The 10,622-nt window shown below is 55.7% G+C and carries 13 protein-coding genes; 11 read left to right on the top strand and 2 right to left on the bottom strand.

What is annotated here, in order from left to right; all coding sequences use genetic code 11:
• The coding region (locus ACZAHD_RS12395) for an inositol monophosphatase family protein (protein ID WP_462457044.1) at positions 1-391 on the bottom strand (391 nt) is incomplete at its 3' end.
• Positions 392-511: 120 nt separating this feature from the next.
• Here ACZAHD_RS12395 and trmJ point away from each other — a divergent pair.
• The 11 genes from trmJ (at position 512) to sseB (ending at position 9,579) form a co-directional block, all read left to right on the top strand.
• The gene (trmJ, locus tag ACZAHD_RS12400; RefSeq protein ID WP_462457045.1) at positions 512-1,243 is read left to right on the top strand and encodes a tRNA (cytosine(32)/uridine(32)-2'-O)-methyltransferase TrmJ; all 732 of its coding nucleotides are present in this window, start codon (positions 512-514) and stop codon (positions 1,241-1,243) included.
• Positions 1,244-1,473: 230 nt separating this feature from the next.
• Positions 1,474-1,965: a Fe-S cluster assembly transcriptional regulator IscR gene (gene iscR / locus ACZAHD_RS12405; RefSeq protein ID WP_004866388.1), complete on the top strand. Its 492-nt coding sequence runs from the start codon at positions 1,474-1,476 to the stop codon at positions 1,963-1,965.
• 177 nt (positions 1,966-2,142) lie between these two features.
• Positions 2,143-3,357, top strand: coding sequence for a cysteine desulfurase (iscS, locus tag ACZAHD_RS12410; protein ID WP_434639298.1), 1,215 nt, complete (start codon positions 2,143-2,145; stop codon positions 3,355-3,357).
• A 26-nt stretch (positions 3,358-3,383) separates the two neighbouring features.
• Positions 3,384-3,770 (top strand): Fe-S cluster assembly scaffold IscU, encoded by a 387-nt coding sequence (gene iscU / locus ACZAHD_RS12415; RefSeq protein ID WP_004866383.1) that lies wholly within the window; start codon positions 3,384-3,386, stop codon positions 3,768-3,770.
• Positions 3,771-3,785: 15 nt separating this feature from the next.
• On the top strand, positions 3,786-4,109 hold the full coding sequence (iscA, locus tag ACZAHD_RS12420) for an iron-sulfur cluster assembly protein IscA (RefSeq protein ID WP_004866380.1): 324 nt from the start codon (positions 3,786-3,788) through the stop codon (positions 4,107-4,109).
• Positions 4,110-4,304: 195 nt separating this feature from the next.
• Positions 4,305-4,820 (top strand): co-chaperone HscB, encoded by a 516-nt coding sequence (hscB, locus tag ACZAHD_RS12425; protein WP_032686491.1) that lies wholly within the window; start codon positions 4,305-4,307, stop codon positions 4,818-4,820.
• 15 nt (positions 4,821-4,835) lie between these two features.
• A complete protein-coding gene (hscA, locus tag ACZAHD_RS12430) occupies positions 4,836-6,686 on the top strand; it encodes a Fe-S protein assembly chaperone HscA (RefSeq protein WP_462457046.1) in 1,851 nt (616 codons plus the stop codon).
• 1 nt (position 6,687) lies between these two features.
• A complete protein-coding gene (gene fdx / locus ACZAHD_RS12435) occupies positions 6,688-7,023 on the top strand; it encodes an ISC system 2Fe-2S type ferredoxin (RefSeq protein WP_004866372.1) in 336 nt (111 codons plus the stop codon).
• A gap of 1 nt (position 7,024) precedes the next feature.
• Positions 7,025-7,225 carry a Fe-S cluster assembly protein IscX gene (gene iscX / locus ACZAHD_RS12440; RefSeq protein ID WP_462457047.1) on the top strand — a complete coding sequence of 67 codons (201 nt, stop codon included), beginning with the start codon at positions 7,025-7,027 and terminating at the stop codon, positions 7,223-7,225.
• 197 nt (positions 7,226-7,422) lie between these two features.
• Positions 7,423-8,709 (top strand): aminopeptidase PepB, encoded by a 1,287-nt coding sequence (gene pepB, locus ACZAHD_RS12445; protein ID WP_462457048.1) that lies wholly within the window; start codon positions 7,423-7,425, stop codon positions 8,707-8,709.
• Between the two features lie 93 nt (positions 8,710-8,802).
• Positions 8,803-9,579, top strand: a complete 777-nt coding sequence (sseB, locus tag ACZAHD_RS12450; RefSeq protein WP_462457049.1) for an enhanced serine sensitivity protein SseB — start codon at positions 8,803-8,805, stop codon at positions 9,577-9,579.
• Between the two features lie 98 nt (positions 9,580-9,677).
• On the opposite strand, the gene sseA is transcribed toward sseB, so the two are convergent.
• On the bottom strand, positions 9,678-10,526 hold the full coding sequence (gene sseA, locus ACZAHD_RS12455; protein ID WP_462457050.1) for a 3-mercaptopyruvate sulfurtransferase: 849 nt from the start codon (positions 10,524-10,526) through the stop codon (positions 9,678-9,680).
• Positions 10,527-10,622 lie beyond the last annotated feature (96 nt).

Consider the following 10,622-nt stretch of genomic DNA (forward strand, 5'->3'; position numbering starts at 1 on the left):
GGCCACGGGTAGCCGTGAACAGTTCGTTACGCATTGGATCGTAAACCACCGCGACTTCAGTACGGCCTTTGATGCGTACGGCGATGGAAACGGAAAAGTGCGGCAGACGTTTGACGAAGTTGGTGGTGCCATCCAGTGGATCGATAACCCATTGAACATCCTGATCTTCACCTGCGTGTTCACCGCTTTCTTCGGTGATAATGGTGTGCTGCGGGTAAGATTTGCGAATGGTTTCAATAATCAGCGCTTCAGCTGCTTTATCGACGTTAGTCACAAAATCATTGCTGCCTTTCTGGCTCGTTTCTACGGAGTCTGGGGTTTCGTAGTGCTTGGCAATTAAATTACCCGCCTTGCGCGCTGCGCGCACGGCGATGTTCAGCATCGGATGCATCGGTCTCTCTCACTGGATGTTAAAGAACGGGAAAAAACGGCGCATATAGTAACAGCGAATTCTGCCTATGTCTCCGTTTTATGATAGCATGCATGAATAATCTTTAGCCGAAGAACCATAATGCTGCAAAATATTCGAATTGTACTGGTAGAAACATCACATACTGGAAACATGGGCTCCGTTGCCCGGGCAATGAAAACCATGGGGTTAACCAACCTGTGGCTGGTTAACCCCATGGTTAAACCGGATTCTCAGGCTATCGCGCTGGCCGCTGGCGCCAGTGATGTGATAGGCAACGCGCAGATCGTTGATACCCTGGATGACGCCCTGGCCGGTTGCAGCCTGGTGGTGGGAACCAGTGCCCGTTCACGTACACTGCCGTGGCCGATGCTTGACCCGCGCGAATGTGGTCTGAAGAGCGTGGCGGAGGGGCAGCACGCTCCGGTCGCGCTGGTCTTTGGCCGCGAACGCGTTGGGCTGACTAATGATGAGCTACAGAAATGTCACTATCACGTGGCTATTGCCGCAAACCCGGAATACAGTTCGCTGAACTTGGCAATGGCGGTGCAGGTTATCGCCTACGAAGTACGTATGGCGTGGCTGGCCACCCAGGAGCAGGACCCATCGGCAGTGGCGCACGAAGAGACGCCGTACCCGCTGGTTGATGATTTAGAACGTTTCTACGGTCACCTCGAGCAAACCCTGCTCGCCACCGGTTTTATTCGCGCCAGCCACCCAGGGCAGGTGATGAACAAACTGCGTCGACTGTTTACCCGCGCGCGCCCGGAAAGCCAGGAGCTGAATATCCTGCGTGGTATGCTGGCGTCGATTGAGCAGAAGAATAAAGAGTAATTACGCGCGTTGTTGCCCGCGGCGCGGCGTTTGCACGGGTCCACGGTTTTGCCGGTCGGGGAGTGGAGTACCGTGAGCAAATACAGACCGCACGGATGGTTAAATACCTGACTAAAACAGTCAAGTAAATAGTTGACCAAATTACTCGGGAATGTCAGACTTGGCCTTGCTATGCAATACCCATATTAATAAAAAGCCCGGGCAGGGGCGAGTTTGAGGTTAAGTAAGACATGAGACTGACATCTAAAGGGCGTTATGCTGTGACCGCGATGCTGGACGTTGCGCTCAACTCTGAATCGGGCCCGGTTCCATTGGCTGATATTTCTGAACGTCAGGGGATCTCGCTGTCCTATCTGGAACAGCTGTTTTCCCGCCTGCGTAAAAATGGTCTGGTATCCAGCGTGCGTGGCCCAGGCGGCGGTTATTTGTTAGGTAAAGAGGCTGGCAGCATCGCCGTAGGCGAAGTGATCAGCGCAGTAGACGAGTCGGTTGACGCAACCCGCTGTCAAGGTAAAGGCGGCTGCCAGGGCGGCGATAAATGCCTGACCCACGCGCTGTGGCGCGACCTGAGCGAACGTCTGACCGGCTTCCTGAACAATATCACCTTGGGTGAACTGGTAAATAACCAGGAAATCCTTGATGTTTCAGGTCGTCAGCATAGCCATGAATCCCAGCGCAATACCCGCACTCAGGACGCAATTGACGTCAAGCTGCGTGCATAATACTGGTCTTATTTCAGCTTGCGGCGTCGGTGCGGCAGGCTGAAAGGGTCAGAGTAAGAACGATAAAAAAGAGATTTCAGAATCAGGCCGGAATGTTGCGACATCCCGTGTCTCCGGTCGTACATCAAGCCGGTTGCCTGGTTCCTTGCATTGAGTGATGTACGGAGTTAAAGAGCAATGAAATTACCGATTTACCTCGATTACTCCGCAACAACGCCGGTGGATCCGCGTGTTGCCGAGAAAATGATGCAGTTCCTGACCCTGGACGGGACCTTTGGTAACCCGGCCTCTCGTTCACACCGTTTCGGTTGGCAGGCTGAAGAGGCGGTTGATATCGCCCGTAATCAGATAGCTGAACTGGTCGGTGCCGATCCGCGTGAAATCGTCTTTACCTCCGGTGCAACGGAATCCGACAACCTGGCGATTAAAGGTGCAGCCAACTTTTATCAGAAAAAAGGCAAGCACATTATTACCAGCAAAACCGAGCATAAAGCGGTTCTGGATACCTGTCGCCAGCTGGAGCGTGAAGGTTTCGACGTTACCTACCTGGCGCCGCAGCGCAACGGGATTATCGATCTGAAAGAGTTGGAAGCCGCGATGCGTGACGACACCATCCTGGTCTCCATCATGCACGTCAACAACGAAATTGGCGTTGTGCAGGATATCGCCACCATCGGCGAACTGTGCCGCGCGCGTGGCATCATTTACCATGTTGACGCCACCCAGAGCGTGGGCAAACTGCCTATCGATCTGAGCCAGTTGAAAGTTGACCTGATGTCCTTCTCCGGTCACAAAATTTACGGTCCTAAAGGTATTGGCGCACTGTACGTTCGTCGCAAACCGCGTATCCGCATTGAAGCGCAGATGCATGGCGGCGGTCACGAGCGCGGCATGCGTTCCGGTACTCTGCCAGTCCACCAGATTGTCGGTATGGGTGAAGCTTACCGTATCGCGAAAGAAGAGATGGAAACCGAGATGGCGCGTCTGCGCGGTCTGCGTAACCGTCTGTGGGAAGGCGTAAAAGATATGGAAGAGGTGTACCTCAACGGTGACCTTGAGCAGGGCGCGCCGAACATTCTCAACGTCAGCTTCAACTATGTTGAAGGCGAGTCGCTGATTATGGCGCTGAAAGATCTGGCCGTTTCCTCCGGTTCTGCTTGCACCTCCGCAAGCCTTGAGCCGTCCTATGTGCTTCGCGCACTGGGCATGACTGACGAACTGGCTCACAGTTCTATCCGTTTCTCTTTAGGTCGATTCACTACCGAAGAAGAGATTGACTACACCATTGATCTGGTTCGTAAATCCATCGGCCGTCTGCGCGATCTTTCTCCGCTGTGGGATATGTTCAAACAGGGCGTGGATCTGAACAGCATCGAATGGTCACATCATTAATCGGTAGGGTATAAGGAGAATTCATCATGGCATACAGCGAAAAAGTTATCGATCATTACGAGAATCCGCGCAACGTCGGCTCTTTTGACAACAGCGACGACAGCGTCGGCAGCGGCATGGTTGGCGCACCAGCGTGCGGCGACGTGATGAAGTTGCAGATTAAAGTCAACAATGAAGGTATCATTGAAGACGCGCGCTTTAAGACCTACGGTTGCGGTTCTGCTATCGCCTCCAGCTCCCTGGTGACCGAATGGGTAAAAGGGAAATCTCTGGACGAAGCTCAGGCTATCAAGAACACCGATATCGCCGATGAGCTGGAATTGCCGCCGGTGAAAATTCACTGCTCCATCCTGGCGGAAGACGCGATTAAAGCCGCGATTGCGGATTATAAAAGCAAACGTGAAGCGAAATAATTAAGAGGTTATTGTATGTCGATTACTCTTAGCGACAGCGCAGCGTCGCGAGTTAATTCCTTCCTGGCCAACCGCGGCAAAGGCTTCGGTCTGCGCTTAGGTGTCCGCACTTCGGGCTGCTCAGGTATGGCCTACGTGCTGGAATTTGTTGACGAGCCGGCGGCAGAAGACACCGTGTTTGAAGATAAAGGCGTCAAGGTAGTGATCGACGGCAAAAGCCTGCAGTTCCTCGACGGCACTCAGTTGGACTTTGTCAAAGAAGGCCTGAACGAAGGGTTTAAATTCACTAACCCTAATGTTAAAGATGAGTGCGGTTGCGGCGAAAGCTTTAACGTATAATCCCGACACTATCCGACGTGTTTCAAGGCCGCATCCGGGCGGTAAACGCGTGACTCCCCGAGGCTGACAGTAAGTCAGTCCTGCGGGTAAACGACGACAGCCCACGCAGAGGCGGCCCAACATGCACGGGTAGAGGACCCCACCGCGGTGAACCGTGAGTGGGGTTTGCTTTATCTCGTTAACCCTGAGGTTACTATGGACTATTTTACCCTCTTCGGGTTACCGGTCAGTTATACCCTTTCGCAAGAACAGCTGGCTGTCCGGTACCAGGATTTGCAGCGCCAGTATCATCCCGACAAGTTCGCCAGCGCGAGCGCGGCCGAACAGCTTGCCTCCGTGCAGCAATCCGCAACGATCAATCAGGCGTGGCAAACGCTCCGTCATCCGCTGACCCGCGCCGAATATCTCCTTTCACTCCATGGCTATGACTTAGCCAGCGAGCAGCATACCGTGCGCGATACCGCTTTTCTGATGGAACAGCTGGAGTTGCGTGAAGAGCTGGATGAAATAGAAAAATCGCAGGATGAAGAACGTCTGGCGGCATTTATCAAACGCGTGAAGGGGATGTACGACGTTCGTCATCAGCAGGTTGTCGAACAATTAAATAGCGAGACGTGGGACGCGGCGGCGGATACCGTGCGTAAACTGCGTTTCCTCGATAAACTTCAGAGCGTTGCAGAACAACTCGAAGAAAAGCTGCTCGATTTTTAATTTTCGGAAGCAATTATGGCCTTATTACAAATTAGTGAGCCTGGTCTGAGTGCCGCGCCGCACCAGCGTCGTCTGGCGGCGGGTATTGACCTGGGCACCACCAATTCGCTGGTCGCTACCGTGCGTAGCGGTCAGGCCGAAACTCTGCCCGACCATCAGGGGCGCTACCTGCTGCCTTCCGTGGTGAACTACCATGAATCTGGCCTGATCGTCGGCTACGATGCCCGACATAATGCGGCCCTCGACCCGGTTAACACCATCAGCTCGGTAAAACGGATGATGGGGCGTTCGCTGGTCGATATTCAGACTCGCTACCCCCATTTGCCTTACCAGTTGCAGGCCAGCGAAAATGGTCTGCCGATGATTCAGACCGCTGGTGGTCTGCTCAATCCGGTTCGCGTCTCCGCCGACATCCTGAAGGCGCTGGCTGCCCGGGCAACGGAAGCCCTGTCCGGCGAACTTGACGGCGTGGTGATTACCGTCCCGGCCTACTTTGACGACGCTCAGCGCCAGGGGACCAAAGATGCCGCGCGTCTGGCCGGCCTGCACGTTCTGCGCCTGTTGAACGAACCAACCGCTGCGGCCATTGCCTACGGTCTCGATTCTGGTCAGGAAGGCGTGATCGCGGTTTACGATCTTGGTGGCGGCACCTTTGATATTTCGGTGCTGCGCTTAAGTCGCGGTGTATTTGAAGTGCTGGCGACCGGCGGCGATTCCGCGCTGGGCGGCGATGACTTTGACCATCTGCTGGCGGATTATCTCCGTGAACAGGCCGGGCTGAGCGATCGTCGCGACAACCGCCTGCAGCGCGAACTGCTGGATGCGGCGATTGCGGCGAAAATCGCCCTCAGCGATGCTGGTTCCGCCAGCGTCAACGTCGGTGGCTGGCAGGGTGAGGTCACCCGTGAGCAGTTTAATGAGCTGATTGCGCCGCTGGTGAAACGTACGCTGTTAGCCTGCCGTCGTGCGCTGAAAGATGCGGGTGTCACGGCGGAAGAGGTGCTGGAAGTGGTCATGGTCGGCGGCTCAACCCGCGTGCCGCTGGTTCGTGAGCGCGTCGGTGAGTTCTTTGGCCGCACGCCGCTGACCACCATCGATCCGGACAAAGTGGTGGCCATTGGCGCCGCGATTCAGGCCGATATCCTGGTGGGCAACAAACCGGATAGCGAACTTTTGCTGCTCGACGTTATTCCGCTCTCTTTAGGGCTGGAGACGATGGGCGGCCTGGTAGAGAAAGTGATTCCGCGCAATACCACGATTCCGGTGGCGCGTGCGCAGGAGTTCACCACCTTTAAAGATGGTCAGACGGCAATGTCTATCCACGTCATGCAGGGCGAGCGCGAACTGGTGCAGGACTGCCGTTCGCTGGCGCGTTTTGCGCTGCGGGGTATTCCGGCGTTACCGGCAGGTGGGGCGCATATTCGCGTCACCTTCCAGGTCGACGCCGATGGCCTGCTGAGCGTCACCGCGATGGAGAAATCGACCGGCGTCGAAGCCTCCATTCAGGTCAAGCCCTCCTACGGTCTGACCGACAGCGAAATCGCCACCATGATTAAAGATTCGATGAGTCACGCCGAACAGGATATCAAGGCGCGGATGCTGGCCGAGCAAAAAGTGGAAGCCGCACGCGTTCTTGAGAGCCTGGAAAGTGCGCTGGCCGCCGATGCCGCGCTGCTAAGCGCCGCAGAACGTCAGGCTATCGATGAAGCAACGGCGCAGCTGCGTGCGGTTGCCGCAGGCGATGATGCCGACGCGATTAAAGATGCGATTAAAAATACAGACACACAAACCCAGGAATTTGCCGCACGCCGCATGGACCAGTCGGTCCGTACTGCGCTGAAAGGCCAATCCGTGGACGAGGTTTAATATGCCAAAGATTGTTTTTCTGCCCCATCAGGACCTGTGCCCTGATGGCGTAGTTGTGGAAGCTGAGATCGGTGAGACCATTCTGGATGCTGCTCTGCGCAGCGGCATTGAGATTGAACACGCCTGCGAAAAATCCTGTGCCTGCACCACCTGCCACTGCATCGTGCGTGAAGGTTTTGACTCGCTGGCCGAAAGTACCGAAGATGAAGATGATATGCTGGATAAGGCCTGGGGGCTGGAGCCCGACAGCCGTTTGAGCTGCCAGGCGCGCGTGACCCACGATGATCTGGTCGTCGAGATCCCGCGTTATACTATCAACCACGCACGCGAGCATTAATATGGGACTGAAATGGACCGATAGTCGTGAAATTGGCGAAGCGTTGTATGACGCCTTCCCGGATCTTGACCCGAAAACCGTTCGCTTCACCGATATGCATCAGTGGATTTGCAAGCTGGAAGATTTTGATGACAATCCGAACGCATCCAATGAAAAAATTCTGGAGGCGATTCTGCTAGTCTGGTTAGATGAAGCAGAATAATTTCCGGAACATGCTTCACGCTACAGATGTGAGGGGCGTGTTTGCTCACTCCCGCCACACAGTAATCTGTGAGCCCAGGGAATGAGCGGCTGACCGCCTTCTCCTGCAGCGTGAATCATCGGAAAAATAATATGGGCTGCCTTTTGGCGGCCCTTTTGCCAAATGCGGCTCCTTTGCCAGATAAGGATAAAGATAAAATGACCGAAGTCATGAAGATTACGCTGACGACCCAACCCGCCGACGCGCGCTGGGGAGAAAAAGCGGCTTACAGCATTAATAATGACGGCATCACCCTGCATCTGAACGGTAAAGACGACCTCGCTTTGATTCAGCGCGCGGCGCGTAAAGTCGATGGGATGGGGTTCAAACATGTTGCGCTGAACGGCGAAGGTTGGGATACCGACCGGGCGTGGGCATTCTGGGCCGGCTACAAAGGGCCGAAAGGCAGCCGCAAGGTGGAATGGCCGGCGCTGGACGACGCGCAGAAAAGCGAGCTGGACAATCGCCTGACGATTATTGACTGGGTGCGGGACACCATTAACGCGCCGGCGGAAGAGCTAGGCCCGGAACAGCTGGCTCAGCGCGCGGTCGATCTGCTGTGCGGCGTCGCCTGCGACAACGTGACTTATCGTATTACGAAAGGCGAAGACCTGCGTGAGCAAGGCTATCTTGGCCTGCATACCGTTGGCCGCGGTTCCGAGCGTCCGCCGGTGCTGTTGGCGCTGGATTACAACCCAACCGGCAATAAAGAAGCCCCGGTGTACGCTTGCCTGGTCGGGAAAGGCATCACCTTCGATTCCGGCGGTTACAGCATCAAACAAAGCGCCTTTATGGATTCGATGAAGTCCGATATGGGCGGCGCAGCAACGGTTACCGGCGCGCTGGCGTTCGCGATTACCCGCGGCCTGAACAAACGCGTGAAGCTGTACCTGTGCTGTGCAGACAACCTGATCAGCGGCAACGCCTTTAAACTGGGCGACATTATTCGCTATCGTAATGGCAAGACCGTGGAAATCATGAACACCGACGCTGAAGGCCGCCTGGTGCTGGCGGATGGTCTGATTGACGCCTCGGCGCAGAAACCTGAACTGATCATCGATGCTGCAACCCTTACCGGGGCGGCGAAAACCGCGCTCGGTAATGACTACCACGCGCTGTTCAGCTTTGATGACCCGCTGGCTAAGCGCCTGCTGGCGAGCGCCCAGGCGGAAAACGAAGCTTTCTGGCGTCTGCCGCTGGCCGAGTTCCACCGTAGCCAGCTGCCGTCTAACTTCGCCGATCTAAACAACACTGGCAGCGCGGCCTATCCGGCTGGCGCCAGCACCGCAGCTGGTTTCCTGTCGCATTTCGTTGAAAATTATCATCAGGGCTGGCTGCACATTGACTGTTCGGCAACCTATCGCAAAGCGGCGGTTGAGCAGTGGTCTGCCGGTGCTACCGGCCTCGGCGTGCGCACGATTGCTCATCTGTTAACCGCAGAGTAACGATCTTGCCGGTGGCGCTGCGCTTATCCGGCCTTGGAAATTCGTAGGCCCGTACAAGCACAGCGCCGCCGGGCAATTTAAAGTAACGAAAATATGTCCGAAACTAAAAATGAATTAGAAGTTCTGCTGGAAAAGGCGGCGACTGAGCCGGGCCACCGCCCCGCATTTTTCCGCACGCTGCTGGAATCCACCGTGTGGATTCCGGGTGCGGCGGCGGAAGGCGAGCAGATTGTCGAAGAGAGTGCCGTCGATCTGCAGCACTGGGAGAAAGACGATGGCGCCTCGGTGATTCCGTTTTTCACTTCTCTGCAAGCGCTGCAGCAGGCGGTGGAAGACCAACAATCGTTTGTGGTGATGCCGGCACGGACGCTGTTTGCGATGACGCTCGGGGAAACGCTGTTCCTCAATGCGAAACTGCCCACCGGTAAAGAGTTTATGCCCAATGAGATCCGCCATCTGCTGGGGGAAGAGGGCAGCCCGCTCAGCACGCAAACCGTGCTCGAAGGCGGCGAATCGTTGCTGTTGTCTGAAGTCGCCGAGCCACCGGCGCAGATGATTGACTCGTTGACGACGCTATTTAAAACGTTGAAGACCGTCAGACGAGCGTTTCTTTGCTCGATTAAAGATAGCGTTGATGCTCCGGCAAACCTGCTGATCGGCATTGAAGCCGAAGGGGATATCGAAGAGGTGATCCAGGCGACCGGCAGCGTGGCGACCGATACGTTACCTGGCGATGAGCCGATTGATATCTGTCAGGTGGTTGAAGGTGAACAGGGGATCAGCCATTTTATGATTGCCCATATCACGCCATTTTATGAAAAGCGCTGGGGCAGTTTCCTGCGCGACTTTAAACAGAACCGCATTATTTAACTCTTTCCGGGTAGCGGCGATGCCTTACCCGGGCTACGGCTTAGTGCCTTGGTGTAGCCCGGACAAGGCGGTACGCCGCAATCCGGGAATGTTCACGGTTACTGCGCCGGTTCGATTGGCAAATCCGTGCGGGCGCCCCATTCGCTCCACGAGCCGTCGTACAGGGACACACCGTTAACGCCGAGGGTGGTCAGCGCCAGCACCACAACCGCCGCCGTCACGCCGGAGCCGCAGCTGGCAATAATCGGTCGCTCGAAATCCACGCCCTGGCGAATGAAAATCTCATTCAACTCATCAACGGTTTTCAGTTCGCCGTTAATCACCAGATCGCTCCACGGGACGTTGAGCGCGCCGGGAATATGGCCACGACGTAGCCCCGGACGCGGTTCATCTGCCTGGCCATTAAAACGCCCGGCTGGACGTGCATCGACGATCTGCGCCGATCCCTCATGGCTGACCAGCAGCACATCGGTCAGACGTTTGATCACCTGTGGATCGAAGCGTCCGTCAAATTCACCTTCCGCAATATCGGGAACACCCTGCTCGAGAGGCAATTCATCGCGCTGCCATCCGGCCAGGCCGCCGGCGAGAATCGAGACATTTTCGACACCAAATGTGCGCAGCATCCACCAGGCGCGCGGAGCCGAAAAGAGATTGCCTTCATCGTAAACCACCAGATGTTTATCGCTGCTTACCCCCAGCTCGCGCATCGCGACGGCGAAGGCTTCCGCACGCGGCATCATATGCGGCAGCGGACTGGTGTGGTCAGAGATCGCTTCAATATCGAAAAATACGGCGTTGGGAATATGGCCTGCGCGATACTCCGCATCCATATCACGCAGGGCTTCCTGGCCTGCTGGCGCCATTCGCGCATCGATAATCTGAATTTCCGGGTCATCAATATGTTCCGCTAACCAGTCCGCGGCGACGAAAAACGAGGTAGACATGGAGACTCCGTTTTATGATTCATCAATCAATGAATTGTCGACGTTTTCTCGGTGCCTGACAAGTTAAGGGCGGCAAAGTTGCGATGCGGCCACGGA

It is taken from the genome of Raoultella sp., from assembly GCF_039594335.1.
Lineage (GTDB): Bacteria > Pseudomonadota > Gammaproteobacteria > Enterobacterales > Enterobacteriaceae > Klebsiella.

What these genes read in the sequence shown, in the direction of transcription:
- trmJ (WP_462457045.1), top strand. Translation starts at nt 512, where the DNA reads ATGCTGCAAAATATTCGAATTGTACTGGTAGAAACATCACATACTGGA.
- iscR (WP_004866388.1), top strand. Translation starts at nt 1,474, where the DNA reads ATGAGACTGACATCTAAAGGGCGTTATGCTGTGACCGCGATGCTGGAC.
- iscS (WP_434639298.1), top strand. Translation starts at nt 2,143, where the DNA reads ATGAAATTACCGATTTACCTCGATTACTCCGCAACAACGCCGGTGGAT.
- iscU (WP_004866383.1), top strand. Translation starts at nt 3,384, where the DNA reads ATGGCATACAGCGAAAAAGTTATCGATCATTACGAGAATCCGCGCAAC.
- iscA (WP_004866380.1), top strand. Translation starts at nt 3,786, where the DNA reads ATGTCGATTACTCTTAGCGACAGCGCAGCGTCGCGAGTTAATTCCTTC.
- hscB (WP_032686491.1), top strand. Translation starts at nt 4,305, where the DNA reads ATGGACTATTTTACCCTCTTCGGGTTACCGGTCAGTTATACCCTTTCG.
- hscA (WP_462457046.1), top strand. Translation starts at nt 4,836, where the DNA reads ATGGCCTTATTACAAATTAGTGAGCCTGGTCTGAGTGCCGCGCCGCAC.
- fdx (WP_004866372.1), top strand. Translation starts at nt 6,688, where the DNA reads ATGCCAAAGATTGTTTTTCTGCCCCATCAGGACCTGTGCCCTGATGGC.
- iscX (WP_462457047.1), top strand. Translation starts at nt 7,025, where the DNA reads ATGGGACTGAAATGGACCGATAGTCGTGAAATTGGCGAAGCGTTGTAT.
- pepB (WP_462457048.1), top strand. Translation starts at nt 7,423, where the DNA reads ATGACCGAAGTCATGAAGATTACGCTGACGACCCAACCCGCCGACGCG.
- sseB (WP_462457049.1), top strand. Translation starts at nt 8,803, where the DNA reads ATGTCCGAAACTAAAAATGAATTAGAAGTTCTGCTGGAAAAGGCGGCG.
- sseA (WP_462457050.1), bottom strand. Translation starts at nt 10,526, where the DNA reads ATGTCTACCTCGTTTTTCGTCGCCGCGGACTGGTTAGCGGAACATATT.